This window comes from Streptomyces avidinii (assembly GCF_045161815.1).
In the GTDB taxonomy this organism is placed as follows: Bacteria; Actinomycetota; Actinomycetes; order Streptomycetales; family Streptomycetaceae; genus Streptomyces; species Streptomyces avidinii.
In genome coordinates this window covers 6,545,787-6,571,980 of the sequence record NZ_CP108863.1, presented here as the reverse complement: position 1 = coordinate 6,571,980, position 26,194 = coordinate 6,545,787, and the positions used below count along the sequence as shown (strand labels likewise).

At 71.7% G+C, this 26,194-nt stretch carries 27 protein-coding genes; 12 read left to right on the top strand and 15 right to left on the bottom strand.

Translation table 11 applies throughout. From position 1 onward, the window contains the following. The first annotated feature begins 82 nt into the window (after window positions 1-82). From OG373_RS29660 to OG373_RS29650, 3 genes are all read left to right on the top strand, one after another. Window positions 83-865: a sporulation protein gene (locus OG373_RS29660; protein ID WP_405441396.1), complete on the top strand. Its 783-nt coding sequence runs from the start codon at window positions 83-85 to the stop codon at window positions 863-865. A 49-nt stretch (window positions 866-914) separates the two neighbouring features. Continuing rightward, entirely contained in the window at window positions 915-1,448 is a 534-nt protein-coding gene (locus OG373_RS29655) for a YbhB/YbcL family Raf kinase inhibitor-like protein (RefSeq protein WP_405441394.1), read from the top strand. Between the two features lie 149 nt (window positions 1,449-1,597). Next, entirely contained in the window at window positions 1,598-2,101 is a 504-nt protein-coding gene (locus OG373_RS29650; protein WP_052877037.1) for an HNH endonuclease, read from the top strand. Between the two features lie 69 nt (window positions 2,102-2,170). Here the strand turns inward: OG373_RS29650 and OG373_RS29645 are convergent, their stop codons facing one another. From OG373_RS29645 to OG373_RS29630, 4 genes are all read right to left on the bottom strand, one after another. Further along, window positions 2,171-2,941 carry a sulfite exporter TauE/SafE family protein gene (locus OG373_RS29645; RefSeq protein WP_405441392.1) on the bottom strand — a complete coding sequence of 257 codons (771 nt, stop codon included), beginning with the start codon at window positions 2,939-2,941 and terminating at the stop codon, window positions 2,171-2,173. Between the two features lie 89 nt (window positions 2,942-3,030). Further along, a complete protein-coding gene (locus tag OG373_RS29640; protein WP_397738384.1) occupies window positions 3,031-4,017 on the bottom strand; it encodes an SPFH domain-containing protein in 987 nt (328 codons plus the stop codon). Window positions 4,018-4,101: 84 nt separating this feature from the next. After that, complete coding sequence (locus OG373_RS29635) at window positions 4,102-4,530, bottom strand: NfeD family protein (RefSeq protein WP_030386459.1); 429 nt, start codon at window positions 4,528-4,530, stop codon at window positions 4,102-4,104. A 75-nt stretch (window positions 4,531-4,605) separates the two neighbouring features. Next, the gene (locus OG373_RS29630; protein WP_030720092.1) at window positions 4,606-5,400 is read right to left on the bottom strand and encodes an ABC transporter ATP-binding protein; all 795 of its coding nucleotides are present in this window, start codon (window positions 5,398-5,400) and stop codon (window positions 4,606-4,608) included. 133 nt (window positions 5,401-5,533) lie between these two features. Here OG373_RS29630 and OG373_RS29625 point away from each other — a divergent pair, with 133 nt between their 5' ends. Beyond that, the gene (locus OG373_RS29625; protein ID WP_397738380.1) at window positions 5,534-6,316 is read left to right on the top strand and encodes a hypothetical protein; all 783 of its coding nucleotides are present in this window, start codon (window positions 5,534-5,536) and stop codon (window positions 6,314-6,316) included. Between the two features lie 169 nt (window positions 6,317-6,485). On the opposite strand, the gene OG373_RS29620 is transcribed toward OG373_RS29625, so the two are convergent. From OG373_RS29620 to OG373_RS29610, 3 genes are all read right to left on the bottom strand, one after another. Further along, entirely contained in the window at window positions 6,486-6,731 is a 246-nt protein-coding gene (locus OG373_RS29620) for a chaplin (RefSeq protein ID WP_030012639.1), read from the bottom strand. 150 nt (window positions 6,732-6,881) lie between these two features. Then, on the bottom strand, window positions 6,882-7,544 hold the full coding sequence (locus OG373_RS29615; RefSeq protein ID WP_405441391.1) for a response regulator: 663 nt from the start codon (window positions 7,542-7,544) through the stop codon (window positions 6,882-6,884). Beyond that, on the bottom strand, window positions 7,537-8,700 hold the full coding sequence (locus OG373_RS29610; RefSeq protein ID WP_405441390.1) for a GAF domain-containing sensor histidine kinase: 1,164 nt from the start codon (window positions 8,698-8,700) through the stop codon (window positions 7,537-7,539). Before OG373_RS29610 ends, OG373_RS29615 begins: the two co-directional genes overlap by 8 nt. 157 nt (window positions 8,701-8,857) lie before the next feature. Here OG373_RS29610 and OG373_RS29605 point away from each other — a divergent pair, with 157 nt between their 5' ends. The 3 genes from OG373_RS29605 (at window position 8,858) to OG373_RS29595 (ending at window position 11,705) form a co-directional block, all read left to right on the top strand. Beyond that, the gene (locus tag OG373_RS29605) at window positions 8,858-9,613 is read left to right on the top strand and encodes an SDR family NAD(P)-dependent oxidoreductase (RefSeq protein ID WP_405441388.1); all 756 of its coding nucleotides are present in this window, start codon (window positions 8,858-8,860) and stop codon (window positions 9,611-9,613) included. Beyond that, window positions 9,610-10,719, top strand: a complete 1,110-nt coding sequence (locus tag OG373_RS29600) for an S-adenosylmethionine:tRNA ribosyltransferase-isomerase (protein ID WP_405441387.1) — start codon at window positions 9,610-9,612, stop codon at window positions 10,717-10,719. The genes OG373_RS29605 and OG373_RS29600 overlap by 4 nt, the downstream gene beginning before the upstream one ends. Window positions 10,720-11,015: 296 nt before the next feature. Then, window positions 11,016-11,705 carry a transglycosylase SLT domain-containing protein gene (locus OG373_RS29595; RefSeq protein ID WP_405441385.1) on the top strand — a complete coding sequence of 230 codons (690 nt, stop codon included), beginning with the start codon at window positions 11,016-11,018 and terminating at the stop codon, window positions 11,703-11,705. 128 nt (window positions 11,706-11,833) lie between these two features. Here the strand turns inward: OG373_RS29595 and OG373_RS29590 are convergent, their stop codons facing one another. Further along, window positions 11,834-14,380, bottom strand: a complete 2,547-nt coding sequence (locus tag OG373_RS29590) for an FHA domain-containing protein (protein ID WP_405441383.1) — start codon at window positions 14,378-14,380, stop codon at window positions 11,834-11,836. A gap of 232 nt (window positions 14,381-14,612) precedes the next feature. On the opposite strand from OG373_RS29590, the gene OG373_RS29585 reads away from it, so the two are divergent. Further along, the gene (locus tag OG373_RS29585; RefSeq protein ID WP_405441381.1) at window positions 14,613-16,166 is read left to right on the top strand and encodes a streptophobe family protein; all 1,554 of its coding nucleotides are present in this window, start codon (window positions 14,613-14,615) and stop codon (window positions 16,164-16,166) included. A 230-nt stretch (window positions 16,167-16,396) separates the two neighbouring features. Next, window positions 16,397-17,596 carry a phosphoserine phosphatase SerB gene (serB, locus tag OG373_RS29580; protein WP_397738366.1) on the top strand — a complete coding sequence of 400 codons (1,200 nt, stop codon included), beginning with the start codon at window positions 16,397-16,399 and terminating at the stop codon, window positions 17,594-17,596. A 90-nt stretch (window positions 17,597-17,686) separates the two neighbouring features. Here the strand turns inward: serB and OG373_RS29575 are convergent, their stop codons facing one another. From OG373_RS29575 to OG373_RS29560, 4 genes are all read right to left on the bottom strand, one after another. Further along, complete coding sequence (locus OG373_RS29575) at window positions 17,687-18,208, bottom strand: histidine phosphatase family protein (RefSeq protein ID WP_189973869.1); 522 nt, start codon at window positions 18,206-18,208, stop codon at window positions 17,687-17,689. Between the two features lie 100 nt (window positions 18,209-18,308). Further along, the gene (locus OG373_RS29570) at window positions 18,309-18,539 is read right to left on the bottom strand and encodes a hypothetical protein (RefSeq protein ID WP_405441379.1); all 231 of its coding nucleotides are present in this window, start codon (window positions 18,537-18,539) and stop codon (window positions 18,309-18,311) included. A 156-nt stretch (window positions 18,540-18,695) separates the two neighbouring features. Further along, the gene (locus OG373_RS29565; protein ID WP_252120216.1) at window positions 18,696-18,815 is read right to left on the bottom strand and encodes an SGM_5486 family transporter-associated protein; all 120 of its coding nucleotides are present in this window, start codon (window positions 18,813-18,815) and stop codon (window positions 18,696-18,698) included. Window positions 18,816-18,820: 5 nt separating this feature from the next. Then, entirely contained in the window at window positions 18,821-20,143 is a 1,323-nt protein-coding gene (locus tag OG373_RS29560; protein ID WP_405441377.1) for a CynX/NimT family MFS transporter, read from the bottom strand. Between the two features lie 57 nt (window positions 20,144-20,200). On the opposite strand from OG373_RS29560, the gene OG373_RS29555 reads away from it, so the two are divergent. After that, a complete protein-coding gene (locus OG373_RS29555) occupies window positions 20,201-20,914 on the top strand; it encodes a FadR/GntR family transcriptional regulator (RefSeq protein WP_405441375.1) in 714 nt (237 codons plus the stop codon). Here the strand turns inward: OG373_RS29555 and OG373_RS29550 are convergent. From OG373_RS29550 to fabG, 3 genes are all read right to left on the bottom strand, one after another. Continuing rightward, on the bottom strand, window positions 20,895-21,326 hold the full coding sequence (locus OG373_RS29550) for a hypothetical protein (RefSeq protein ID WP_397738358.1): 432 nt from the start codon (window positions 21,324-21,326) through the stop codon (window positions 20,895-20,897). The two genes, OG373_RS29555 and OG373_RS29550, sit on opposite strands and share 20 nt — an antisense overlap. 207 nt (window positions 21,327-21,533) lie before the next feature. Continuing rightward, window positions 21,534-22,304 (bottom strand): enoyl-ACP reductase FabI, encoded by a 771-nt coding sequence (gene fabI / locus OG373_RS29545; protein ID WP_389125486.1) that lies wholly within the window; start codon window positions 22,302-22,304, stop codon window positions 21,534-21,536. 5 nt (window positions 22,305-22,309) lie between these two features. Then, the gene (gene fabG / locus OG373_RS29540; RefSeq protein ID WP_397738356.1) at window positions 22,310-23,029 is read right to left on the bottom strand and encodes a 3-oxoacyl-[acyl-carrier-protein] reductase; all 720 of its coding nucleotides are present in this window, start codon (window positions 23,027-23,029) and stop codon (window positions 22,310-22,312) included. A gap of 185 nt (window positions 23,030-23,214) precedes the next feature. On the opposite strand from fabG, the gene OG373_RS29535 reads away from it, so the two are divergent. Both OG373_RS29535 and OG373_RS29530 read left to right on the top strand, forming a co-directional pair. Next, complete coding sequence (locus OG373_RS29535) at window positions 23,215-24,738, top strand: TldD/PmbA family protein (RefSeq protein WP_397738354.1); 1,524 nt, start codon at window positions 23,215-23,217, stop codon at window positions 24,736-24,738. After that, a complete protein-coding gene (locus tag OG373_RS29530; RefSeq protein WP_189973862.1) occupies window positions 24,735-26,135 on the top strand; it encodes a metallopeptidase TldD-related protein in 1,401 nt (466 codons plus the stop codon). The genes OG373_RS29535 and OG373_RS29530 overlap by 4 nt, the downstream gene beginning before the upstream one ends. Window positions 26,136-26,194: the final 59 nt, after the last annotated feature.

Below are 26,194 nucleotides of genomic sequence, written 5' to 3'. Positions count from 1 at the left end.
ACCTGCAACCGGGACCTAGTGTTCCGCGTTGGTAAGGGGTAGTCGCGGCGTAGTCGCCAGATCCTTCAAGGGGAGTTAGAGCATGGGCTTCAAGAAGCTGTTCGCGAGCCTGGGTGCCGGTGGTGCTTCGGTGGACACCATCATCACCGAGCCGAACGTCGTGCCGGGCGGGATCGTCCAGGGCGAGGTACGGATCCAGGGCGGCTCCGTGGAGCAGCAGATCGAGGGGCTGTCCGTCGGACTGCAGGCACGGGTCGAGGTCGAGGGCGGTGACCAGGAGTACAAGCAGGACATCGTCTTCACCAAGCAGCGTCTGGGCGGTGCCTTCAAGGTGCAGGCCGGCGCGCTGCACGTGGTGCCCTTCGGGCTGGAGATCCCGTGGGAGACGCCGATCACCCACTTCGGGGGTCAGCACCTGCACGGGATGAACATCGGGGTCAGCACCGAGCTGGAGATCGCGCGCGCCGTGGACGCGGGCGACCTCGACGCGATCAACGTGCACCCGGTGCCGGCGCAGCAGGCGATCCTCGATGCCTTCCGGCAGCTCGGCTTCACCTTCCGCAGCGCGGACATGGAGCGCGGTCACATCCGTGGGACGCGGCAGTCGCTGCCGTTCTACCAGGAGATCGAGTTCCTGCCGCCGTCGCAGTACCGCGGTCTGCACCAGGTCGAGCTCACCTTCATCTCCGACGGCCGGGAGATGGACGTCGTTCTGGAGATGGACAAGAAGCCGGGTCTGTTCACCGAGGGCAGTGACACCTACCGCTGCTTCCAGGTGGGTCTGCAGTCGTACCGGGACACGGACTGGGTTGCCTACCTGAACCAGTGGATCGCGTCGGTGGGTTCGCAGCGCAACTGGTTCTAGCCGGTTCTAGGCTCGGACCCGTATTGGCCGGCGATCAGGAGGGTCAGCAGTGACCGAGCAGAGCAGGGCGCCTCTTCCGCACGACTTCCACCCCGAGGTGCACGCCTTCACCGTGACGAGCGAGGACCTGGAGCCCGGTGCCGATCTGGGCGAGGCTCAGGTGTACTCGGGTGGGAACGTCTCGCCGCAGTTGCGGTGGGAGGGGTTCCCGGAGGGGACCGAGAGCTTCGCCGTGACGTGCTTCGACCCGGACGCGCCCACGGGCAGCGGGTTCTGGCACTGGGTTCTCTTCGATCTGCCGGCCTCGGTCACCGAGCTGCCGGCGGGTGCGGGCAGCGGGAAGTTCGAGGGGCTGCCGGCCGGGGCCGTGCACGTGCGCAACGACTACGGGTCCAGGGACTTCGGCGGGGCGGCTCCGCCGGCCGGGGAGCGGCACCGTTACGTGTTCACCGTGTACGCGGTGGATCGGGCGAAGCTCGGCCCCGGGGCGGATGTCTCGCCCGCCGTGGTCGGCTTCAATCTGCGTTTCCACACGTTGGGACGGGCCCAGCTGATCGGTGAGTACGAGGCGCCCGTCGGCTGATCGTTCTCCGAGCGTTTGCCCGGTCCTGGTCTAAAGAAGGCCAGGACCGGGCATTTTTATTGCGTTGTCCCGCGTGGCGCGCGCGGCCAGAGTGGTTGCGGGCCCTGCCGCCGGTGTGGTCGCGGGCCTGCACACGGGAGGTGGGCGAGATGCGGGACACGCTGGTGCTGAATGCGAGCTTCGAGCCGCTGTCGACGGTGACCCTGAACCGGGCTGTGGTCCTGGTGCTCCAGGACAAGGCCGTCGTCGAACAGTCGCACCCCGAGCTGCGTGTGCGCGCGGCCACCATGGATCTTCCGATGCCCCGGGTGATCAGGCTCTGCCGGTACGTCCGGGTGCCCTTCCGAAGACATGCTCCCTGGTCGCGGAGGGGGGTGCTGGTCCGGGACCAGCACCGTTGCGCGTACTGCGGGAAGCGCGCGACGACCGTGGACCACGTACTGCCGCGGGCCCAGGGGGGCGGGGACACCTGGCTGAACACGGTGGCCTCCTGCGCCGAGGACAACCACCGCAAGGCGGCGCGGACTCCGGAGGAGGCAGGGATGCCTCTGCTCCGGAGGCCGTTCGTCCCGTCCCCCGCGGAGGCGATGCTGCTGGCCCTGGGGGTGGCCGGGCGGGAGGCGCTCCCCGAGTGGCTGGAGCGTTCCGCCTAGGCGGATTGCCTCGATCCCCTCTGTTCGGTAGACTCCGATGCGTTGAGCGGCGTAGGTGGTCTACGTCGCTCAGCCGACGAGCAGCTGGACGATGGCGAGGATGCCGACCGTCACGATGATCGCGCGCAGGACGGTCGGTGAGAGGCGCCGGCCGACCTTGGCGCCGATCTGCCCGCCGATGGTGGAGCCGACGGCGATGAGGAGCACGGCCGTCCAGTCGAACTCGGCGACGAACAGGAAGACGACGGCCGCGACTCCGTTCACCAGAGCGGCCAGGACGTTCTTGACGGCGTTGATGCGTTGCAGGTCCTCGCGGAGCAGCAGACCCATCAGGCCGAGGTAGAGCACGCCCTGGGCTGCGCCGAAGTAGCCTCCGTACGCGCTGGCGAGCAGCATGCCGCCGAGCAGGGCCGGTCCGCCGTCGGGGTGGCCGGTGTCGCCTCCGGCGGCTTCCTGGCGTCGGCGCAGTGCGGCGGCGAGCCGGGGCTGGAGGACGACGAGGACGAGGGCCAGCCCGATCAGGACGGGCACGATCGTGTCGAAGGAGTCGGACGGCAGGGTGAGGAGCAGGATCGCTCCCGCGAGTCCGCCGACGAGGGACACGGAGCCGAGTCGCAGGATGCGGGCGCGCTGGCCCTGGAGTTCCTTGCGGTAGCCGATGGCTCCGCTGATGGAACCGGGCACCAGGCCGAGGGTGTTGGACACGTTGGCGGTGACCGGGGGCAGGCCGGTGGCGAGCAGCACCGGGAAAGTGATCAGGGTGCCGGAGCCGACGATGGTGTTGATCGTGCCCGCGCCGATGCCGGCGGCGAGGACCGCGAGGGATTCCCAGATGGACATGGACTGTGCCATCCCCTTTGCATGAGTGAGTCGCCTCCCCGCCATGAAGGTCGAGGGGCCTCACTGATCATGCAGGAAGGGGTGGCGGGTCAGTCGATGGGGGGCTGTTCGCGGCGGTCCGCGCCGTCCTTGTCCCGAGCGGCCGGGATGCCGGCGCCGTCCTTGCCGGTGTTCCCCGGGTTGAAGCCCGAACCGCCACCCATCGGGCCGAAGTTGCCCATGGCGCCGGAGAGGCCCTTGAGGGCGTCGCCGATCTCGCTCGGCACGATCCAGAGCTTGTTGGCGTCGCCCTCGGCGATCTTCGGGAGCATCTGGAGGTACTGGTAGGCGAGGAGCTTCTGGTCGGCGTCACCGGCGTGGATGGACTCGAAGACCGTACGGATGGCCTGCGCCTCGCCTTCGGCGCGCAGTGCGGCGGCCTTGGCGTCACCCTCGGCCCGGAGGATGGAGGACTGCTTCTCACCCTCGGCGCGCAGGATCTCGGACTGCCGGACACCTTCGGCCTGGAGGATCGCGGCGCGCTTGTCGCGGTCGGCGCGCATCTGCTTCTCCATCGAGTCCTGGATGGAGGTCGGCGGCTCGATGGCCTTGAGTTCGACGCGGTTGACGCGGATGCCCCACTTGCCGGTCGCCTCGTCGAGCACGCCGCGCAGGGCTGCGTTGATCTCCTCGCGGGAGGTGAGGGTCCGCTCCAGGTCCATGCCACCGATGATGTTGCGCAGCGTGGTGACGGTGAGCTGCTCGATGGCCTGGATGTAGCTGGCCACTTCGTAGGTCGCGGCCCGCGCGTCGGTCACCTGGTAGTAGATGACGGTGTCGATGTTGACGACCAGGTTGTCCTGGGTGATGACGGGCTGCGGCGGGAACGGGACGACCTGTTCGCGGAGGTCGATCCGGTTGCGGATGGAGTCGATGAACGGGACGACGATGTTGAGGCCCGCGTTGAGGGTGCGGGTGTAGCGGCCGAACCGCTCGACGATGGCGGCGCTGGCCTGCGGGATCACCTGGATCGTCTTGACCAGTGCGATGAAGACCAGAACCACCAGAATGATCAGGACGATGATGATCGGTTGCATGCGGTTCCCCGTGCCCTTCCTGCTGTCTGTGCTGCCCCGTTGATCGGAGTCTCGCAGACCTGAGGGCCGCGAGCAGGCTGCTTGTCACATCACGACGGCGGTCGCCCCGTCGATCTCCACCACGTCGACGGACTGGCCGGGCTCGAAGCTGGTGTCCGTGTCGAGGGTGCGCGCGGACCAGACCTCGCCGGCGAGCTTGATGCGGCCGCCGCTGCCGTCGACCCGTTCCAGGACGACCGCGGTTCTGCCCCTCAACGCGTCGATGCCGCTGCGATGTTGGGGGCGCTGGTCGCGGTGGCGGTTGGCGATGGGCCGTACGACGGCGATGAGCGCGACCGAGACGATGACGAAGACCAGGACCTGGGCCACCACTTCCCCGCCGAGGGCAGCCGTGACGGCGGCCGCGACCGCGCCGACTGCGAACATGCCGAACTCCGGCATGGCGGTCAGGACGAGGGGGATGCCCAGTCCGACCGCGCCGATGAGCCACCACACCCACGCGTCGATGTCCACATGGTCATGGTAGGTCGGGTGGGCGCGGTCGGGACAGGGTGCGGGAGTCCGTAAGCGACGGGACCGGCCGAGGGCCTAGCCGAGGGGCAGGCCCTGGGCGGTCCAGCGGTCGGTCCCGTTGCGCTCGACGACCAGCGGGAGACCGAAGCAGAGGGAGAGGTTGCGGGAGGTGAGTTCGAGGTCGATCGGACCGGCGGTGACGACCTTGCCCTGACGGATCATCAGGACGTGGGTGAAGCCGGGGGCGATCTCCTCGACGTGGTGCGTGACCATGACCATCGACGGGGCGAGCGGGTCGCGGGCCAGGCGGCCGAGCCGGCGTACGAGGTCCTCGCGGCCGCCGAGGTCCAGACCGGCGGCGGGCTCGTCGAGGAGCAGCAGCTCGGGGTCGGTCATCAGCGCGCGGGCGATCAGGGTGCGCTTGCGCTCGCCCTCGGAGAGGGTCCCGAACTTGCGGTCGAGGTACTCGGTCATGCCCAGCCGGTCGAGGAAGGCGCGGGCACGCTGCTCGTCGACGTCCTCGTACTCCTCCTGCCAGGTCGCCGTCATGCCGTAGGCGGCGGTGAGGACGGTCTGCAGGACGGTCTGCCGCTTGGGCAGCTTGTCGGCCATCGCGATGCCCGCGACACCGATGCGGGGGCGCAGCTCGAACACGTCCACCTTGCCGAGGGTGCTGCCGAGGATGGTGGCGCTGCCCTTGGTGGGGAAGAGGTAGCTGGAGGCGAGGTTCAGCAGTGTGGTCTTGCCGGCGCCGTTGGGGCCGAGGATCACCCAGCGCTCCCCCTCCTTCACCGACCAGGAGACCTGGTCCACCAGAGCCCGGCCCTCGCGGACCACGGATACGTCCACCAGCTCCAGAACATCGCTCATGAGCGTGTTGTCACCCCTTGCAGTCACGGTTCTCTGTGCGCCGGTAGACGCAGCCCCAGGGGAAAACCTACGCCACTCGGAGAGGGCTCCGGGGCCGGGGCCCGGTGCCGGGGCCGATCCGTAAAGTAGGGGGATGCTTTTCGAACCACGTTCAGGGCGGTTGGCCGCCTGGGGGAACGCACTGCTGGCCGGTCTGGCCTCGCCCGACGAGGCCGTGTTGTCGATCGTGGGCGAGGACGCCGTGCACCGGGTGGAGGGACTGCCGGGTGAGGCGGGCCCCGTCGGGCTCACCCTGGCACTCGGCCGAATGCGGGCGCTGGGGGTGACGGGACTGCGCGTGGCGCTCCCGGCGCCGGGGCATCCGCTGGGGCTGAGCGGCCCGCCGGAGTTCAATGCGCGGGCGCTGGAGGCGGAGGAGGCGGTCGTCGCGGTGGGCGCGGCGCTGGGTCTGGTGCCCGAGGTGTCCGAGGCCGGCCCGGCCGGGGACGTCCACGTGTCGGTGACCTGGCACGTACTGCCGGTACGGGAGGCCCCGCCGGCGGACGTGCCCTCGCTGAGCGAGGCGGAGCGGGAGCTCGCGGAGGCGCTGCGCGAGGCGACCGAGGTCCTGACCCGGCTGGATGTGGCGGGGTCCGGGCCGGTGGCGGAGGCAGCCCTGTCGGCGTACCGGGCGCGGGCGGAGGCCGGGCGGGAAGCGCTGGCGCCGGGGTATCCGGCACGGGCGGTGCGGGTGCTGGCGCTGGCGCAGCGGGTGGACCTGATGGTGTCGCTGGCGCACGAGAACGGGCACGGGGGCGCGGTGGCCGCCTCGGAGATGGCGGCGCGGGCGGAGGCGCTGCGACCGGTCGAGCGGGTCGCTCGGCGGGCGCTCGTGGCGGCGTACAACTCGGCCGTCGAGGCGCGCGAGCGGGGGTGATCCGCTGTGCTGCGCGGGCGGGGCCGGTGGCCCCGGCCGCGCCGGGCTCTGTGGGGCTCCGCCCCACACCTAGCGCCTCAAACGCCGGCGGGGCTGGGTGGGGCTCAGCATTCGGCCCCGCTTCCCGGGGAGAGGTGGGGAAGCGGGGCCGGAGGGGTGGGGCAGGGGGTCAGGCGTTCACGCCGGTGTTGCCGAAGGCGCCGTTCAGCAGGCCGATCACGTTCACGGTGTTGCCGACCACGTTCACGGGGACGTGCACGGGGACCTGGACCTGGTTCCCGGAGGCCACGCCGGGCGAGTTCAGGGCCTCGCCCTCCGCCGACGCACCGCCGTGCGCCGAGGAGACACCGGCGCCGGCGGCGAGGAGGCCGCCCGCGATCATGGTGACGGCTGCGGCCTTCTTGAAGTTCTTCACGTTCTCGTCCTCCAGTACGTCTGCCGCGACCAGCCGCCGCGGCACGCACTGAAGAACGGCCGGCCCCGCCATCCGGATACGCCATGTGGGCTACATACACCCGACCGTATGAATCTCAGTCCGGTACGAGACGATCCGATGTGACCCCGATTACTCGGCGATTCCGTGCCTGACCGCCCACAATGCGGCCTGGGTCCGGTCGGAAAGGTCCAACTTCATCAGGATGTTCGACACGTGCGTCTTGACGGTCTTCTCGGACAGCACCAGGGCCCGGGCGATCTCGCGGTTGGAGCGGCCGTCGGCGATCAGGCCCAGGACCTCGCGTTCGCGGTCGGTCAGCGAGCCCGGCCGCCCCGCCGGCGAGCCCTGGTCCTCCTGGGAGAGCAGGGCCACCGCCACCTCCGGCTGGAGCAGGACATGGCCCGCGTGGACGGAGCGGATGGCCCCGGCCAGCGCGTCGGGGTCGATGTCCTTGTAGACGTATCCCGCCGCTCCGGCCCGCAGGGCGGGCACCACGGTCCGCTGCTCCGTGAAGCTGGTGACGATCAGTACCCGCGCCGGGTTCGCCAGCTCGCGCAGCCTGCGCAGTGCCTCGATGCCGTCCGTGCCCGGCATCTTGATGTCCATCAGGATCACGTCGGGCCGCAGCTCCTCGGCGCGGGCGATGCCCTCCTCGCCGTCGGAGGCCTCGCCGACCACCTCGATGTCCGCCTGGACCTCCAGGAAGGTGCGCAGGCCCCGCCGGACCACCTGGTGGTCGTCGACCAGCAGGACTCGAATGCCGCCGCCGCTGCGGCCGGTGCTGTCAGCCACCGGGGACCTCCATCTCGATCGTGGTGCCCCGGCCGGGCTCCGAGTGCACGGCGAGCCGGCCGCCGACGCCGCTCGCGCGGTCCCGCATGGAGACCAGACCGAGGTGGCGGCCCGCCCGGCGGACGGTCCGGGGGTCGAAGCCCTTGCCGGTGTCCAGGACCTTCAGGACCGCGCCGCCGGTGGGCGTCCGGCTCAGGGTGACCTCGACGCGGTCGCCGTCCGAGTGGCGCAGGGCGTTGTGCAGGGCCTCCTGGGCGACGCGGAGCAGCGCTTCCTCCTGGGTCGCGGGCAGGGCCCGTACGCCGTCACAGGTGAAGGTGACGTGCGCGGCGTGGGCGCGGTCGAGTACGTGGACGTGCGTACGCAGGGTGGCGACGAGTCCGTCCTCGTCCAGTGCGGCCGGACGCAGCTCGGTCACGGCGGCGCGCAGTTCGTCGGCGGCCTCCGCCGCCAGGGCCGCCACCTGCTGGAGCTCACCCTTGGCGCGGGCCGGGTCGCGGTCGACGAGGGCCGCGGCGGCCTGGGCGGTGAGGCGCAACGAGAAGAGCTTCTGGCTGACGGCGTCGTGCAGCTCGTGGGCGAGCCGGGAGCGCTCCTCGGCGATGGTCAGCTCGCGGCTGCGCTCGTAGAGCCGGGCGTTGGTGAGGGCGATCGCCGCGTGCTGGGCGAGCAGGGAGAGGAGTTCCTGGTCCTCGTCGGTGAAGCCCTGCCCGCCGCCGGGGGCGCCGGGCCGTTTGTTCGCCAGGAAGAGCGCGGCGAGGGTCTCCTCGCCGTCGCGCACGGGCATGCCGAGGAAGTCGGACATCTCCGGGTGGGCGGCCGGCCAGCCCTCGAAGCGCGGGTCCTTGCGTACGTCGGCCAGCCGCTCCGGGCCCGCCTCGTGGAGCATCGCGGCCAGGATGCCGTGCTGGCGCGGCAGCGGGCCGATGCTGCGCCACTGCTCGGCGCTGATGCCGTCCACGACGAACTGGGCGAAGCCGCCGTGGTCGTCCGGGACGCCCAGGGCCGCGTACTCGGCGTCCAGGAGTTCGCGGGCGGAGGCGACGATCGTGCGCAGGACGTCGCGGACCTCCAGGCGCCGGCTCATGGCGAGCAGTGCGGTGCTCACGGCGGCCAGGCCGCTGGGGGGCCCGCCGTGCGGGGGGCTAGCGGTCATGGCCTCACCGTACCCGGGGCCGTGACCTGCGGGATCGGGCCGTGGACGTAGGTCCAAGGGAGGTGCGGGGGTGGGGCTCGCGGCCGACGCGGCGGGGGGTGGGTCGTTCCTAGGTTGGGGGCATCTGCTGATCGGGACGGAAGGCGAGGGTGCTGTCATGTCGGTGGCGATCGTGACGGGGGCGTCCAGGGGGCTCGGCCGGGCGCTGGCCGGGGAGCTCGCGGCGCGCGGCTGGGACCTGGTGCTGAGCGCGCGGGGCGCGGCGGCGCTGGAGGAGGCCGCGGCCGGGCTGGAGCGGGCGGCCGGGGTGAGGGTGGTGGCGGTGGCCGGGGACGTGTCCTCGGCGGGGCACCGGGCCGCGCTGGTGGCGTCCGCGCGGGAGCTGGGTGGGCTGGACCTGCTGGTGAACAACGCGGGGGTGCTCGGGGCCGAGCCGCTGGTGGCGCTGGCGGACCATGCGCTGGGCGGGCTGCGCGAGGCCTTCGAGGTCAATGTGGTGGGGCCGCTGGGGCTGGTCCAGGAGGGGCTGCCGCTGTTGCGGGCGGCGGAGGCCGGGGCGGTGCTGAACATCAGCTCGGACGCGGCGGTGGTGGCGTACGCGACGTGGGGGGCGTACGGGGCGACCAAGGCGGCGGGGGATCTGGTGTCGGCCGTGCTGGCGGTGGAGGAGCCGGAGCTGCGGGTGTGGTGGGCGGACCCGGGTTCGATGCGGACGCGGATGATGGCGGCGGCCGAGCCCGGCGAGGACCTGGCGGGGCTGCCGACGCCGGAGGAGGTGGCACCGGCGCTGCTGCGGCTGGTGGAGCGGGGGCTGCCGAGCGGGCGGTACACGGCGCAGGAGCTGGCGGCGGGAGCGGCGGTGCCCGAGGCGGCCTCGGGCGCGGCCTCGGGGGTTGCGGGGGCCGGCCGGTGAGCGGGCATCGGTCCCTCCGGGAAGAGGGACTGTATATAACGGACATTTCTCCGCATTTGGTGGCCCGGATTCCGGCCGAGCAGCGCGGGCCCGGGCTGGGGCGGGACGCCGTACGCCTCCTGGTGTCCCGGGGCGCCGAGCAGGTGTCGCTGCACGCCTTCCGGGAGCTGCCGGGGCTGCTGCGGGCCGGGGACGTCCTGGTGGTGAACACCTCGGCCACGCTGGCGGCCGCCGTGGACGCCCGGCTGGGCCGCGAGGACCTGGTGGTGCACTTCTCGACCCGGGGCGACGACGGGCGCTGGGCGGTGGAGCTGCGCACCCCGGCCGGCGGGGGAACGACCCGGCCGCACGCCGGGGGGCCGGCCGGGGCGGTGGTGGAGCTGCCGGACGGGGGCCGGCTCGTCCTGGAGGAGCCGCTGACCGCGGGCGCGGACCGGCTGTGGTGGGCACGGCCCCACCCGGGGCCGTACGAGGTGCCGGCACTGCTGCGGGCGTACGGGCGGCCGATCCGGTACGCCTACACGGAGCGGGACCAGCCGCTCTCGGCCCATCAGACGGTGTTCGCGGTGCCGGCCGCCGACGGGTCGGGCTCGGCGGAGATGCCGAGTGCGGGCCGGCCCTTCACGGCGGAGCTGGTGGCGCGGCTGGTGAGCCGGGGGGTGCAGTTCGCCCCGCTGGTCCTGCACACCGGGGTGGCCTCGCAGGAGGCGCACGAGCCGCCGTACCCGGAGCGGTACGAGGTGTCGCCCACGACGGCGGGGCTGGTGAACGCCGCACGGGCCGGCGGGGGGAGGGTGATCGCGGTGGGCACCACGGCGGTACGGGCCCTGGAGTCGGCCGCGGACGAAGGGGGGCGGGTGCGCCCGGCCGCCGGGTGGACCGATCTGGTGGTGACCCCCGAGCGCGGGGTGCGGGTCGTGGACGGGCTGCTGACCGGGCTGCACGAGCCCGGGGCGTCCCATCTGCTGATGCTGGAGGCGGTCGCGGGGCGGGCCGCCGTACGGCTCGGGTATGCCGAGGCGGTGGCCAATCTGTGCCTCTGGCACGAGTTCGGGGACATTCACCTGCTACTCAAGGATGAGAACCGTAACCATTCGCATTGCTGAAGCAACGCACGGTGAAACCGTTATGTGCCCGATGTGACCCCGCACATAGGACCCACATCACTTACGAAGCTCCCTAGTGGACATATAAAGACCCCGTCAGCACTGTCCCACCTAGCGCCGGGGCCCGAAATCGGGCCTCGGCGCCCGCGCGTGATCCACTAAGCGGGATCGTACGTCACACCTTTGCCACAAGTTTTTGCCGCCGCTAAGAATTGCTCCCGTCGCACAGCACCGCGGATCCCCGGATCCACAAAGCGCCTTCCTGCGACTCCCGCTATTCGAAGAGGTTGCCCGCCATGTCTGCTTCCCGCACCCCTGGTCACAGTCGTCTGACGAAGGCGCACAAGCTGTCCATCGCCGGTGTCGCCACGCTGAGCGCCGCCGCCGTCGCCTTCTCCCTGGTCCCGGCCAACACCGCCGAGGCCGAGACGGTCACCGCCGCCCCCGTCGCCTGGACCCAGGTCGTCAACGGCGCGCAGACCAAGGCGCTGCACGGGCACCTCTCCGCACAGCAGGTCATCGCCGACGCCAACGCGAAGGCCGCCGCCGCCAAGGCGAAGGCCAAGGCCGACGCCGACGCCAAGGCCAAGGCCGCGGCCGCCGCGAAGAAGGCCCGCGAGGACAAGGCGGCCGCCAGCCGGTCCGCCGCCCGCACCCCGGTCTTCGCGAACAACCTTGACGGTTGGATCAAGGAAGCCCTCTTCATCATGAAGAAGGAGGGCATTCCGGGCACCTACGCCGGAATCCACAAGAACGTGATGCGCGAGTCCAGCGGTAACCCGATGGCGATCAACAACTGGGACATCAACGCCCAGAACGGTATCCCCAGCAAGGGTCTGCTCCAGGTCATCTACCCGACCTTCAAGGCGTACCACGTCAAGGGCACCAAGTTCGACCAGTACGACCCGGTCGCCAACATCGTCGCCGCCTGCAACTACGCGGCCGACCGCTACGGCTCCATGGACAACGTCAACAGCGCCTACTAGGCCCTGGACGCAGCCAAGCCCCCATGCGCCTCAGGGCGGCACCCGGACTTCCGGATGCCGCCCTGAGGCGTTTGTCGTGTTCGCCGTGTTCGTCGTGCGTGCGGTGTCCCGCCCGCTTGCTACTTGTCCTACTTGCCCGCGCGCATGACCTCGGGCTCGTGACGGCGCAGCAGGCGCTGCACCAGGAAGCCGCAGGCGATGCCGAGGAGCAGCAGGACGATGATGTTCAGGCTCCACTGGCCGACCGTGGCGTCCCAGAGCGGGTCGGTGTTGGTCGGGTTGTCGCGGTCCCACGGCGGCATGAGCTTGCCGAGGTTCAGCGTGGTGCCGGCGGCGGCGACGGCCCAGCGGGACGGCATCAGCCAGGCGAACTGCTCCAGGCCCGGCGAGTCGTAGACCTGGAAGAGGATGCCGGTGAAGACGACCTGGACGATCGCGAACATGACCAGCAGCGGCATGGTCTTCTCGGCGGTCTTCACCAGCGAGGAGATCACCAGGCCGAACATCATCGAGGTGAAGCCGAGCGCGATGACCGACACGCAGAGCTCGACGGCCGGCGGCATCAGCAGGCCCTCGGCGGGCAGGTCGCGCGGGAAGAAGCCGATCCCGCAGATGATCACGCCCTGGATGGCCGTGATGGCACCGAGGACGATCACCTTCGACATGAGGTACGCCGACCGGGACAGGCCGGTCGCGCGCTCGCGTTCGTAGATGACGCGTTCCTTGATCAGCTCACGGACCGAGTTCGCGGCGCCCGAGAAGCACATGCCGACCGCGAGGATCAGCATGATCGTGCCGGCGTCGCCGTTGAACTGGGACGGCGGCGTCGGGGGCGCGAGGCCGAAGGTCGCCGGGATGACCGTCGAGACCACACCGAGGACCGCGGGCAGGATCAGCATCAGACCGAGGAAGCCCCGGTCGGAGGCGATCACCGACACGTAGCGACGGATCAGCGTGAAGAGCTGCGAGCCCCAGCCCTGCGGCTTCGGCGGGCGCATCTGCTGGGCCGGGGGCATCGCGACGGACTGCGGGGCGACCGCGTCGATGTCGGCGGCGTACAGCTGGTAGTGCTGCGAGCCCTTCCAACGGCCGGCCCAGTCGTAGTCGCGGTAGTTCTCGAAGGACGAGAACACATCCGCCCACGTGGTGTAGCCGAAGAAGTTCAGGGCCTCGTCCGGCGGACCGAAGTACGCGACCGACCCGCCCGGGGCCATGACCAGCAGCTTGTCGCAGATGGCCAGCTCGGCGACCGAGTGGGTGACGACGAGGACCGTGCGGCCGTCGTCGGCGAGGCCGCGCAGCAGCTGCATGACGTCGCGGTCCATACCCGGGTCGAGGCCCGAGGTCGGCTCGTCCAGGAAGATCAGCGAGGGCTTGGTGAGCAGCTCCAGGGCCACGGACACGCGCTTGCGCTGACCACCGGAGAGCGCGGTGATCTTCTTGTCCTTGTGGATGTCGAGCTTGAGCTCGCGCAGCACCTCGTCGATACGGGCGGCACGCTCGGACTCGGCGGTGTCGCCGGGGAAGCGGAGCTTGGCCGCGTACTTGAGGGCCGTGCTGACCTTCAGCTCCTTGTGCAGGATGTCGTCCTGCGGGACCAGGCCGATGCGCTGGCGGAGCTCCGCGAACTGCTTGTACAGGTTGCGGTTGTCGTAGAGGACGTCGCCCTGGTCGGCGGGCCGGTAACCGGTCAGCGCCTTGAGCAGGGTGGACTTGCCGGAACCCGAGGGTCCGATGACGCCGATCAGCGACTTCTCCGGGACACCGAAGGTGACGTCCTTGAGGATCTGCTTGCCGCCGTCGACCGTGACCGTGAGGTGGCGGGCCGAGAAGGAGACCTCGCCGGTGTCGACGAACTCCTCGAGGCGGTCGCCGACGATCCGGAACGTCGAGTGACCGACGCCGACGATGTCGTTCGGGCCGAGCAGCACAGTGCCGGACTTCGGCAGCGGCTGGCCGTTGACGTAGGTGCCGTTGTGGCTGCCGAGGTCGTGGATCTCGAAGCGGCCACCGGGCATCGAGCGGAACTCGGCGTGGTGGCGGGAGACCTGGAGGTCGGAGACCACCAGCTCGTTCTCCAGCGCACGGCCGATCCGCATGACGTGGCCCAGCGAGAGCTGGTGGAACGTCGTCGGGCTGCGGTCGCCGTAGGCCGGTGCGCCGCCCTGCGCCGGGCGGGCCGCGGCGGCGCCACCCTGCTGGTGCGGGAGGTGGACCTGCGGCTGCTGCGGTTGGTGCTGCGCTTGCTGCGCGTGCTGCTGTTCCCAGGCCTGGTGCTGAGGCTGCTGCTGCGGGGCCTGGTAGGCCGGGGCCTGCGGCTGGGCGTACGCCTGGGCCTGGTTCTGCTGCGCCTGCTGCGCCACGGCGGGCTGCGGCGCGGCAGCGGCGGCGCTCAGGTTCAGCCGCGGGCCGTCCGTCGCATTGCCCAGGTGGACCGGCGTGCCGGGCACGAGCTCGGTCTGCTGGACCCTCGCCCCGTGCACGTAGGTGCCGTTGGTGCTGCCGTGGTCCTCGATGCCCCAACCCCGGCCGTTCCAGGTAATGGTGGCATGCCGCCACGACACGCGGGCATCGTCGATCACCACGTCTCCCTGGGGGTCGCGCCCCAGCGAGTACGACCTGGACGGATCGAGCGTCCAGGTCCTTCCGTTCAATTCCAGTACGAGTTCCGGCACTCCAGCCCCACTTAAGTCCCCCGAGAATCCCCCATGACGTCAGGGAGTCTAGGGATGGCGAACATCCGGGGGAACTATTTCAGGCCCACAGCCGTATGTGGAATCCGGGCCTTGCCGGGGCGTCTACGACAGCCCGTTGACGGGGTCGAAAATCACCCGGAGAGTGAGATACGGGACTTCTCGCCCGGTGGTCCCGTCGCGTACCGCTCGGTAGGCATCGGGGGTTCACCGCATGCGCCGCATTCGCTGGGGAGACGTGCTGCTGTCCGCGGTCGCCGCCGTGGGCTGGTCCCTGATCGTGATGGCAGCAGTGGCCGGGCTCGGGCTGCACCTGCTGGGCGCCGACGCCGCGGGAGGTTCGCTCGGGGCGATGACGGCCGCCGCGGTGGTCCTCGCGGTCGGTGGAACCGTGACCCCCTCGGGTGACGTCTCGGTCCTCGGAGCGGTCGGGGCGGACGCCGAAACCTCCCTGGACGTCATGCCCTTGGGGGTGTCACTGGCCGGGGCGCTGGTTCTGGCGCACCTGTTCCTTCGTTCACTGCGGGCCGGGGCGGGGCACGGGGAGACGGCGGCCCGGGTGACGGCCCTCGCGGCGCTGTTCGTCGCGACGGCGGGCGGTCTGGCGTGGGCCGGGCACGACGTGGTCACCCTCGACGGGACGGCGGCGCTGCCGAAGACCCCGGCGAAGGTGGAGATCCCGGGGATCGGGGACATCGGCGGGCTGCTCCCGGACCGCATCGGGGATCTGATCGAGACCCGGACCCGGGTGGGGTTCTCGGTGGAGCTCGGGCCGACCCTGCTGGGCTCGGGCCTGTGGGTGCTCGCCGTATTGGCGGTCGCGCTGCTGGTCTCGCGGCGCGGGCCGGCGGCCCTGGCCCGGCTGCGCCCGGCCGCCTCGGCCGTGGTGGCGATGCTGCTGGTGGCGGTGGCGGCCGGATGGGCCGCGGCGGTGTGGGCGGCGCTGGGCGACGACCACCCCCGGCGGGTGCTGGGCGGTGCGCTGCTGGGGGCGCCGAACGGGAGCGCGCTGGGGGTACTGCTGGGGCTGTTCGTGCCGCTGCGCGGCGGGGTCACGGGGGCGCCGGCCCGGCTGCTGCCCGATCCGCTGGACGAGCTGCTGGCGGACTCCGCGCGGGAGCCGGTGACGGTGGCCCGCCTCGCGGAGTACGACGAGCGGGTCTGGCTGCTGGTCGCGGGGGTGACCCTGCTGCTGTTGTACGCGGGCGTGCTGGCGGCCGTACGGACTCCCGGGCGCGGGATCCCGGGGTGCGCGGCCCGGCTGTCGGCCGTGACCGCGGTGACGGCGGCGGTGCTGGTGGGGCTGACGGGCTTCTCGGCGAACGCCTCGCTCGCGGTGCTGGGCGTGGACGCGGTGGACGCGGGGGTCGAGCTGCGGGGGTCCCTCCCCCTCGCCCTCGTGCTCGGCGCGCTCTGGGGTGCGGCGGCCGGGGCGGCGGGCGCGGCCTTGGCTCCCCGCCGGCGGGCGGCCCTCCCGGGCCGGGTCGGCGTGCCGGGGCCCGCCCCGGGGTGGCCCGACCCCGGGGCGCCGACGGCGGCCGCGTACCCCGGGGCCGTACCGTACGGCGGGCCCGCGCGCGGCCCGCGGCCCGGGGCGGGCGGGGAGGCGGACGGCTCCTGGGACGTGACCGTGACCGGCGTCCCGCCGTGGTCACCGGGGCCGCCGAGGCCGGCGCGGCCGGCGCGGCCGCCCCGCCGGGAGCCCTTCACGCCGCCTCCCCCGCCGGGAGCGCCACCCCCGCCCAGGCCTCCGGCGCCGCCGCGGTGAGCCCGAGCCCGTCCGCTGCGCGGAGCCGTCCCCTACCCGCCCTTCCACCGTTCCCCGGGGCTCCGCCCCAGACCCCGCGCCTCAAACGCCGGCGGGGCTGGATTTTCCAGCCCGTCCGGCGTTTGAGGACCGGGGTTCGGGGCGGAGCCCCGGTCCTGAGGCCACGCCGGGGTTCAAGACGTGGGACGGGGGTCCTGGGGCCCGGTTCGGGAAGATACGGTGAGGGCACCATGAGCGCATCGCAGACCTCCGACGTCCCCACCCTCCTCGTCAAGATCTTCGGCAAGGACCGTCCCGGGATCACCGCCGGGCTGTTCGACACCCTCGCCGCCTACTCCGTCGATGTCGTCGACATCGAGCAGGTCGTCACCCGTGGCCGCATCGTCCTGTGCGCCCTCGTCACCAAGCCCACCGGCGGCGCCGAGGGTGACCTGCGGGCCACCGTCCACAGCTGGGCCGAGTCCCTCAAGATGCAGGCCGAGATCCTCTCCGGTACCGGTGACAACCGGCCGCGCGGCAGCGGCCGCTCGCATGTCACCGTGCTCGGGCACCCGCTCACCGCCGAGTCGACGGCCGCCATCGCCGCCCGGATCACCGCGACCGGCGGCAACATCGACCGTATCTTCCGCCTCGCCAAGTACCCGGTGACGGCGGTGGAGTTCGCCGTCTCCGGCGTCGAGACCGAGCCGCTGCGCACCGCGCTGGCCACGGCTTCCGCGCACATCGGCGTGGATGTGGCCGTGGTCTCGGCCGGGTTGCACCGCCGGGCCCAGCGTCTGGTCGTCATGGACGTGGACTCGACTCTCATCCAGGACGAGGTCATCGAGCTGTTCGCCGCGCACGCCGGGTGCGAGGCGGAGGTCGCCGCGGTCACCGAGCGGGCCATGCGCGGCGAGCTGGACTTCGAGCAGTCGCTGCACGCCCGGGTGGCGCTGCTGGCGGGCCTGGACGCGTCCGTCGTGGACAAGGTGCGCGCCGAGGTGCAGCTGACCCCGGGCGCCCGGACCCTGATCCGCACGCTCAAGCGGCTGGGCTACCAGGTGGGTGTGGTCTCCGGCGGATTCACCCAGGTGACGGACGATCTGCGGGAGCGGCTGGGGCTGGACTTCGCCTCCGCCAACACCCTGGAGATCGTCGACGGGAAGCTGACCGGCAAGGTCACCGGCGAGATCGTGGACCGGGCGGGGAAGGCGCGGCTGCTGCGCCGTTTCGCCGCGGAGGCCGACGTACCGCTGTCCCAGACGGTGGCCATCGGTGACGGCGCCAACGACCTGGACATGCTGAACGCGGCCGGGCTGGGTGTGGCGTTCAATGCCAAGCCGGTGGTCCGCGAGGCCGCGCACACCGCGGTGAACGTGCCCTTCCTCGACGCGGTGCTGTACCTGCTCGGGATCACCCGCGAGGAGATCGAGGCCGCCGACCTGGCCTGATCCCCACGAGCACCGTCGGGCCCCGGCAGCCGCATCGGCTGCCGGGGCCCGTTCGCGCTGGTGGGGTCTTCGAAGGTGGCCGGGCCCCGGTCAGAGGCCCTTGGGGGTCCAGTAGTCGAGCAGTGTGCCCACTCCGTGCTCGACGGACTTCCACGATCCGGTGAAGGAGACCACGGCGAGGGCCGCGGTCGGGAAACCCGTACGGGTCATCCGCGCCAGGGTGTCGTCCTCCGCGCGCCCCGAAAGGGCGTCGGCGAGGGCGTGCATGCCGGGGTTGTGCCCGATGACGAGGAGGTCGGAGACCTCGTCGGAGGTCTCGTTGAGCAGGGCGATGAGCTCGCCCAGCGAGGCGTCGTAGAGCCTCTCCTCGTAGTGGGTCTTCGGCCGGTGCGGCATCTCCTGGACGGCGAGCTTCCAGGTCTCGCGGGTGCGGGCGGCGGTGGAGCACAGGGCCAGGTCGAAGACGATGCCGGTTTCGGCGAGCTTCAGACCGACGGCCGGCGCGTCCTTGCGGCCTCGTTCCGCGAGCGGGCGATCGTGGTCGGATACCTCGGGCCAGTCGGCCTTGGCGTGCCGGAGGAGGGCGATCCTGCGGGGTGTGTCGGCGCTCATGGCTCCCAGCTTCGCACGAAACGAGCCATGGGGCGCAGGGTGTTGAGGGGCTCACTCCCCGGGTGACGGGCGCACGGGGGTCGGCCGACGGCGCGGGGGGTCAGCCGACGGCGCGCAGGAGCTGTTCGGCGACCTGGACCAGGCCGGAGACCTCGCCGGTGGCCGCGTGGGCCTCGCCGGATCCGGCGAGGAGCAGCAGCAGGAGCCCGAAGGCCATGGCGGGCAGGGCCAGTGCCCACCAGTGCAGCCGGGTGCCGGCGCCGGTGGCGGCGCGGGCCCGGGGGCCGGACCGGCCCGGGGGGAGGGGCCTGATGTGCATGGGGGCCGACATGGCCGCCTCCGAGGGTGTGGACCGGACTGACTCGCTGCCTACGAATCTATGGATCCGGGGCAGTGGTTCCCATCCGGGGCACACCCCACTTCACCCTGAGCCTGGCCCCCTAGGGGTGGTGGGGTTAGCCCCACCCTCCCGCCGGGAGGACCGGGCTCACGGGGAGGCGATCGTGGCGATCACGGAGATGATCACGGTCACGGCGAGGAACGCGCCGAGCACGAGGCCGAGCTTCTTGCGGCCGTTCTGCGGGTTCGGTTCAAGTACGGGCGACATGCCGGTCAGTCTCCCATGCCGCATTCGTCCTCGATCGTGCGGTCCCGTCCGGCCAGGACGCCCAGCACGATCTGCGGCACGAGGAGTCCGGCCATCAGGGCGAGCGGTAGGTCCCAGCCGCCGCTGTGCTGGTAGAGGGCGCCGATGACGAGGGGGCCGGGGATGGAGATGAGGTAGCCGGTGCTCTGGGCGAAGGCGGAGAGCTTGACCACGCCGGCCGGGGACTTGGCGCGCAGCCCGATGAGGGTGATGACGAGGGGGAACGCGCAGTTGGAGATGCCGAGCAGGAGCGCCCAGGCCCAGGCTCCGGCGGCGGGCGCGAAGTAGAGCCCGAGGTAGCCGATCAGGCCGAAGACGCCGAGGGTGACGGCGATGGCGCCCTGGTTCTTCATCCGGGCGGCCAGGCCCGGGATGACGAAGGCCAGCGGGACGCCCATGACCATGGTGACGGCGAGGAGCACACCCGCGGTGGAGGCGGAGACCCCGGCGTCGCGGAAGATCTGCGGGAGCCAGCCCATGGTGATGTACGCACCGGTGGCCTGGAGGCCGAAGTAGCAGGCCAGGGCCCAGGCGGTGCGGCTGCGGACGACGCGCGGGCCGGTGTCGGCGCCCGCGCCGGCCCGTGCGCCGGACCCGCCAGCGGCGGCGGCCGCGGCGGTCTCGGCCCGGTCGCCGCGCCGGGAGGCGCGGGCGACGGGCAGCCACGGCAGTACGGCGACCAGGGCGAGCACGGCCCAGACCAGCAGGCCGGTGCGCCAGCTCCCGCCGAGGGCGGCGGTCAGCGGGACGGTCGCGGCGGCGGCGAGGGAGGTGCCGGCGGCCAGGGACATGGAGTACAGGCCGGTCATGGTGCCGACGCGGTCCGGGAAGTAGCGCTTGACGATCACCGGGAGCAGCACGTTGGTGAGGGCTATGCCGGCCAGTGACAGGGCGCTGGCTGCCAGGAACCCGGCGGCGCCGGTGGCGAAGGGGCGGATCAGCAGCCCGGTGGCGACGGCGGCCATGCCGGCACAGACGACGGCGGCCGGGCCGAAGCGGCGGGAGAGCCGGGGCGCGGTGACGCCGAAGACGGCGAAGCAGAGGGCGGGGACCGAGGTGATCAGTCCGGCGACGGTGCCGCTCATGCCGAGACCCGTGCGGGTCTCCTCGAAGAGGGCGCCGAGGCTGGTGATGGCGGGCCGCAGGTTGAGGGCGGCCAGCACGATTCCGACGATGAGCACCGGGCCGAGCCAGGCCGGGGTGACCTGGGCGGGGGTGGGAGGCTGCCGGTCAGGGGTGGTGCGCACGACCGCCGCGCGGTTCATGGTCTGGATTTCTTCGTCGGACATTGAACCATCATAGAATCATGGGATGATTGGTTGTCCAGTCGCTCTCGAGAGGAACCCATGCCGCTGACCTCGCCCCGGCGCTCCGCACTCGTCGATCAGGTGATCGCCCAGCTGCGGAACCAGATCACTTCCGGCGAGTGGCCGGTCGGCGCCCGCATCCCGACCGAGCCGGAGCTGGTCGAGCTGCTCGGCGTCGCCCGCAACACGGTGCGCGAGGCCGTCCGGGCGCTGGCGCACAACGGCCTCCTCGACATCCGGCAGGGCTCGGGCACGTACGTCATCGCCACCAGCGAGCTGGCCGGCGTCATGCACCGCCGCTTCGCCGGGGCCGATCCGCGGCACATCGCCGAGCTGCGTTCGACCCTGGAGTCCTCGGCGGCCCGGCTGGCGGCCGAGCGACGCACCGAGCGGGACCTCGTACAGCTGGACGCCCTGCTGGCGCGCCGCGAGGAGGCCTGGGCGAGCGGCGACGCGGAGGTGTTCGTGGCGGCGGACGTGAGTCTGCACATGGCGGTGGTGACGGCCTCGCACAACGACGTACTGATCGAGCTGTATGCGGACCTCGGCGATCTGGTGGCCGACTGGCTGCGGACGGACGTGGGTACCGAGCTGCACCCGTCGGCCCATCTGGACCACGCCCGGCTGATCGAGGCGATCCGGCGGGGCGACGGGGACGCGGCGGCCTCGGAGGCGGCGGGCTACCCCTTCGCCTGTCTCGGCAAGGAGGCCCGGGAAGCGCGGGAGCAGCCGCTCACGGGCGCCGGTGGCTGACCCAGGCCGAGCGGACCTCTTTCCAGCAGCGGCCGACGAGCTCGGCCCGCCCGGCCGGGCCGACGGCCACGGCGACCCCGTCGCCGTCCACGTCCCACCAGCGGTCGCACTCGACGTGCAGCCGTACGAGGTCGGTCGCCGGGTAGGCGTTGTGACAGTAGGCCGTCACCTGCGAGCCCTGGATCACGGTGTCGCAGTCGGCTCCGAAGAGTTCACCCCCGGCGGGCCGTGCGGGCTGCGCGGGCGGTTCGGCGGGGATCTCGGCGAGCTCCACGACGGCCGGGGCCGCCGACTCGGGGCCGGGTGCGGGCTCGCCCTCCGGGGGCTGCGCGGCCGCTCCGGGGACCAGGAGTCCGGTCAGGATCACGGACGTGACCAGGACGGATACCACTCGGCTCGGTCTCGCGCGCACTCCTACCTCCTCCCCGCAGGAGCCGAGAAGATCCCGGCCAGGTCAGTTTGCAGGCATCCGTCCCGGTTTTCGACTCGGGAAGATCCGGTCGGCCGGTGAACATGCGATCGAGCCCGCCGCCACGGAACGCGAAAAACGGCGGCGGCCGCGCCTCCTGGAAGGAAGGCGCGGCCGCCGCCGTACGGACGCGGGAGACCCGATCGGAGATCAGGCACCCATCGCGTGCAGGCCGCCGTCCACGTGGACGATCTCGCCGGTGGTCTTCGGGAACCAGTCCGAGAGGAGGGCGACGACGCCCTTGCCCGTCGGCTCCGGGTCGCTCATGTCCCACTCCAGCATCGAGCGGGAGTTCCAGACGTCCGCCAGCTCCGAGAAGCCCGGGATGGACTTCGCGGCCATCGAGCCGATCGGACCGGCCGAGACCAGGTTGCAGCGGATGTTCTCCTTGCCCAGGTCACGGGCGAGGTAGCGGCTGGTGGCCTCCAGGGCGGCCTTGGCCGGGCCCATCCAGTCGTACTGCGGCCAGGCGAACTGCGCGTCGAAGGTGAGGCCGACGATGGCCGCGCCCTCCGCCGGGAACAGCGGCTTGCACGCCATGGCCAGCGACTTCAGCGAGAACGCCGAGACGTGCATGGCGGTGGCCACCGACTCGAACGGCGTGTTCAGGAAGTTGCCGCCGAGGGCGTCCTGCGGCGCGAAGCCGATGGAGTGGACGACGCCGTCGAGGCCGCCGAGCTCGTCCCGGACGAGGCCCTCCAGGCGCGCCAGGTGCTCGTCATTGGTGACGTCGAGCTCGATCACCTTGACCGGCTTCGGCAGCTTCTTCGCGATGCGCTCGGTCAGCGACGGACGCGGCCACGCGGTGAGGATGACCTCGGCGCCCTGCTCCTGGGCCAGCCGGGCCGTGTGGAAGGCGATGGAGGACTCCATCAGCACCCCCGTGATGAGGATGCGCTTGCCCTCGAGAATTCCGCTCATGGTGATCAGTGACCCATGCCCAATCCGCCGTCAACGGGAATGACGGCTCCGGTGATGTACGCGGCGTCGTCGGACGCCAGGAAGCTCACGGCTGCCGCGATCTCCTCGGGCTGCGCGTAACGGCCGAGCGGCACCTGGCCCACGATGCCGGCACGCTGCTCGTCGGTGAGCACCTTCGTCATGTCGGTGTCCACGAAACCGGGGGCGACGACGTTGAAGGTGATGTTGCGCGAACCCAGCTCGCGGGCGAGGGAGCGGGCGAAACCGACCAGCGCGGCCTTGGAGGCGGCGTAGTTGGCCTGGCCCGCGGAGCCCATGAGCCCGACGACCGAGGAGATCAGGACGACGCGGCCCTTCTTGGCACGGAGCATGCCACGGTTCGCCCGCTTGACCACCCGGAACGTGCCGGTGAGGTTGGTGTCGAGGACCGACGTGAAGTCCTCCTCGGACATGCGCATCAGCAGCGTGTCCTTGGTGATGCCGGCGTTGGCCACCAGCACCTCGACCGCACCGTGCTTGTCCTCGATCTCCTTGTAGGCCTGCTCCACCTGCTCGGAGTCGGTGATGTCGCAGCGCACCGCCAGAACACCGAGTGCGGTGAGCGCCTCCGGCGGCTCACCCGACCGGTACGTGATCGCGACCTTGTCGCCGGCCTCCGCGAAGGCTCGGGCGATGGCGAGGCCGATGCCCCGGTTTCCTCCGGTGACGAGAACCGAGCGGCTCAACGGATCACCCTTTCGCTAGCGGTCTTGAATACCAAAAACCTATAGGTCGCATCGCTCGTACGGAGAATCGACCCCCGACAGGGCCTTGCGACGGGCTCTGTCGAATCCCTACAGAAAGATGTAGGCACAAGGGCCCCGATCGCGACATGATCGGTGCGACCGGCTCCGACCACGGGAGGACTTCCGTGCCCCATTCCATCGACGCGGCCTTCACCGCGCTGCCCCTGCGGGCGCTCGCCGACGCGGCGCTCGCCCGGGCCCGCGCGCTGGGCGCCGAGCATGCCGACTTCCGGCTGGAGCGGATCCGCAGCGCCTCCTGGCGCCTGCGGGACGCCAAGCCGTCCGGCGGGTCCGACACCACCGACCTCGGGTACGCGGTCCGGGTCGTGCACGGGGGCAGTTGGGGATTCGCCTCCGGTGTGGACCTGACCATGGACGCCGCCGCCAAGGTGGCCTCGCAGGCCGTGGCCATGGCGAAGCTGTCCGCCCAGGTGATCAAGGCCGCCGGTTCGGACGAGCGCGTGGAGCTCGCCGACGAGCCGGTGCACGCCGACCGGACGTGGATCTCCGCGTACGACGTGAACCCCTTCGAGGTACCGGACGCGGAGAAGGCGGCGCTGCTCGCCGACTGGAGCACGCGCCTGCTCGCGGCCGACGGGGTGGCCCACGTGGACGCCTCGCTGCTCGCCGTGCACGAGAACAAGTTCTACGCCGACACGGCGGGCACCTCGACCACGCAGCAGCGGGTGCGGATCCACCCGCAGCTCACCGCGGTCGCCGTGAACGGCACGACCGGCGAGTTCGACTCGATGCGCACCATCGCCCCGCCGGCGGGGCGCGGCTGGGAGTACCTGACCGGCACCGGCTGGGACTGGAACTCCGAGCTGGAGCAGATCCCCGGACTGCTCGCCGAGAAGATGCGGGCCCCGAGCGTCGAGGCCGGGCGCTACGACCTGGTGGTGGACCCGTCCAACCTGTGGCTCACCATCCACGAGTCCATCGGCCACGCCACCGAGCTGGACCGGGCGCTGGGCTACGAGGCGGCGTACGCGGGGACCTCCTTCGCCACCTTCGACCAGCTGGGCAAGCTCAAGTACGGCTCCCCGATCATGAACGTGACGGGTGACCGCACCGCCGAGCACGGCCTGGCCACCGTCGGCTTCGACGACGAGGGCGTGCAGGCGCAGAGCTGGGACCTGGTCAAGGACGGCACTCTGGTCGGCTACCAGCTGGACCGGCGGATCGCGAAGCTGACCGGCCTCGGGCGCTCCAACGGCTGCGCCTTCGCCGACTCCCCCGGCCATGTGCCCGTCCAGCGGATGGCGAACGTGTCCCTCCAGCCGGATCCGGGCGGGTTGTCGACCGAGGACCTGATCGGCGGGGTCGAGCGCGGGATCTACGTGGTCGGCGACCGCTCCTGGTCGATCGACATGCAGCGCTACAACTTCCAGTTCACCGGGCAGCGGTTCTTCCGGATCGAGAACGGCAGGCTGGCCGGCCAGCTGCGCGATGTCGCGTACCAGGCCACCACCACCGAATTCTGGGGCTCGATGGAGAAGGTCGGCGGTCCGCAGACCTACGTCCTGGGCGGCGCCTTCAACTGCGGCAAGGCCCAGCCGGGCCAGGTGGCGTCGGTCTCGCACGGCTGCCCGTCCGCGCTGTTCCGCGACGTGAACATCCTGAACACCACGCAGGAGGCCGGGCGATGAGCTCGTCGATTCGCATCACCAAGCCCCACGAGATCGTCGAGCGGGCCCTGGAGCTGTCCACCACCGACGGGTGCGTCGTCATCGCCGACGAGGGGTCGACCGCCAATCTGCGCTGGGCGGGCAACGCCCTGACGACGAACGGCGTGACCCGCGGCCGGACCCTCACGGTCATCGCCACGGTCGACGGCAAGGAGGGCACGGCCTCGGGGGTCGTGTCGCGCTCCGCCGTGACCGCGGACGACCTGGAGCCGCTGGTCCGGGCCGCCGAGGCGGCCGCCCGCGGGGCGGGCCCGGCCGAGGACGCCCAGCCGCTGGTCACCGGGACGCCGGCCTCGCCGGACTTCACCGACGCCCCGGCCGAGACGAGCTCGGCGGTGTTCTCGGACTTCGCCCCGGCGCTCGGCGAGGCCTTCGCCCGGGCCCGCGAGGGCGGCCGGGAGCTGTACGGCTTCGCCAACCACGAGCTGGTCTCCACGTACGTGGGCACCTCGACGGGTCTGCGGCTGCGGCACGACCAGCCGAAGGGCACCCTGGAGCTCAACGCGAAGTCCCCGGACCGGCAGCGCTCCGCCTGGGCGGGCCGCTCGACCCGGGACTTCAAGGACGTGGACCCGACCGTGCTGGACGCGGAGCTCGCCGTCCGGCTCGGCTGGGCGGAGCGGAAGATCGACCTGCCCGCGGGCCGGTACGAGACCCTGCTTCCCCCGACCGCGGTGGCGGACCTGCTGATCTACCAGATGTGGTCGGCGGCGGCCCGGGACGCGGTGGAGGGCCGTACGGTCTTCTCCAAGCCCGGCGGCGGCACCCGGCTCGGCGAGAAGCTGTCCGGGCTGCCGCTCTCCCTGCGCAGCGACCCGAACGCGCCGGGCCTGGAGTCCGCGCCGTTCGTGATCGCGCACAGCTCCGGCGACGACGCCTCGGTGTTCGACAACGGTCTGCCGGTCCCGGCGACCGAGTGGATCGCGGACGGTCACCTGAACCGGCTGACCACGACCCGGCACTCCGCGGGGCTGACCGGGATGCAGCTCTCGCCCGGCTTCGGGAACCTGATCCTGGACGCGGGCGGCGAGAAGTCGCTGGAGGAGATGGTCGCGGGCACCGAACGCGGTCTGCTGCTGACCTGCCTCTGGTACATCCGCGAGGTGGACCCGGCGACGCTGCTGCTCACCGGCCTGACCCGGGACGGGGTCTACCTGGTGGAGAACGGGCAGGTGGTCGGCGAGGTCAACAACTTCCGGTTCAACGAGTCCCCGGTGGACCTGCTGTCGCGGGCCTCGGAGGCCGGCCGGACCGAGAAGACCCTGCCGCGCGAGTGGAGCGACTGGTTCACGCGGGCGGCGATGCCGGCCCTGCGTATCCCCGATTTCAACATGAGTTCGGTCAGCAAGGGCGTCTGACCACCTAGAATGTGCGGGTAGACCCCCTCGTCCGCACCCCTGCTCACTCCATCTCTCAA

What these genes read in the sequence shown, in the direction of transcription:
- OG373_RS29660 (WP_405441396.1), top strand. Translation starts at nt 83, where the DNA reads ATGGGCTTCAAGAAGCTGTTCGCGAGCCTGGGTGCCGGTGGTGCTTCG.
- OG373_RS29650 (WP_052877037.1), top strand. Translation starts at nt 1,598, where the DNA reads ATGCGGGACACGCTGGTGCTGAATGCGAGCTTCGAGCCGCTGTCGACG.
- OG373_RS29645 (WP_405441392.1), bottom strand. Translation starts at nt 2,941, where the DNA reads ATGTCCATCTGGGAATCCCTCGCGGTCCTCGCCGCCGGCATCGGCGCG.
- OG373_RS29640 (WP_397738384.1), bottom strand. Translation starts at nt 4,017, where the DNA reads ATGCAACCGATCATCATCGTCCTGATCATTCTGGTGGTTCTGGTCTTC.
- OG373_RS29630 (WP_030720092.1), bottom strand. Translation starts at nt 5,400, where the DNA reads ATGAGCGATGTTCTGGAGCTGGTGGACGTATCCGTGGTCCGCGAGGGC.
- OG373_RS29625 (WP_397738380.1), top strand. Translation starts at nt 5,534, where the DNA reads ATGCTTTTCGAACCACGTTCAGGGCGGTTGGCCGCCTGGGGGAACGCA.
- OG373_RS29610 (WP_405441390.1), bottom strand. Translation starts at nt 8,700, where the DNA reads ATGACCGCTAGCCCCCCGCACGGCGGGCCCCCCAGCGGCCTGGCCGCC.
- OG373_RS29605 (WP_405441388.1), top strand. Translation starts at nt 8,858, where the DNA reads ATGTCGGTGGCGATCGTGACGGGGGCGTCCAGGGGGCTCGGCCGGGCG.
- OG373_RS29595 (WP_405441385.1), top strand. Translation starts at nt 11,016, where the DNA reads ATGTCTGCTTCCCGCACCCCTGGTCACAGTCGTCTGACGAAGGCGCAC.
- OG373_RS29585 (WP_405441381.1), top strand. Translation starts at nt 14,613, where the DNA reads ATGCGCCGCATTCGCTGGGGAGACGTGCTGCTGTCCGCGGTCGCCGCC.
- serB (WP_397738366.1), top strand. Translation starts at nt 16,397, where the DNA reads ATGAGCGCATCGCAGACCTCCGACGTCCCCACCCTCCTCGTCAAGATC.
- OG373_RS29575 (WP_189973869.1), bottom strand. Translation starts at nt 18,208, where the DNA reads ATGAGCGCCGACACACCCCGCAGGATCGCCCTCCTCCGGCACGCCAAG.
- OG373_RS29570 (WP_405441379.1), bottom strand. Translation starts at nt 18,539, where the DNA reads ATGTCGGCCCCCATGCACATCAGGCCCCTCCCCCCGGGCCGGTCCGGC.
- OG373_RS29565 (WP_252120216.1), bottom strand. Translation starts at nt 18,815, where the DNA reads ATGTCGCCCGTACTTGAACCGAACCCGCAGAACGGCCGCAAGAAGCTC.
- OG373_RS29560 (WP_405441377.1), bottom strand. Translation starts at nt 20,143, where the DNA reads ATGTCCGACGAAGAAATCCAGACCATGAACCGCGCGGCGGTCGTGCGC.
- OG373_RS29555 (WP_405441375.1), top strand. Translation starts at nt 20,201, where the DNA reads ATGCCGCTGACCTCGCCCCGGCGCTCCGCACTCGTCGATCAGGTGATC.
- fabI (WP_389125486.1), bottom strand. Translation starts at nt 22,304, where the DNA reads ATGAGCGGAATTCTCGAGGGCAAGCGCATCCTCATCACGGGGGTGCTG.
- OG373_RS29530 (WP_189973862.1), top strand. Translation starts at nt 24,735, where the DNA reads ATGAGCTCGTCGATTCGCATCACCAAGCCCCACGAGATCGTCGAGCGG.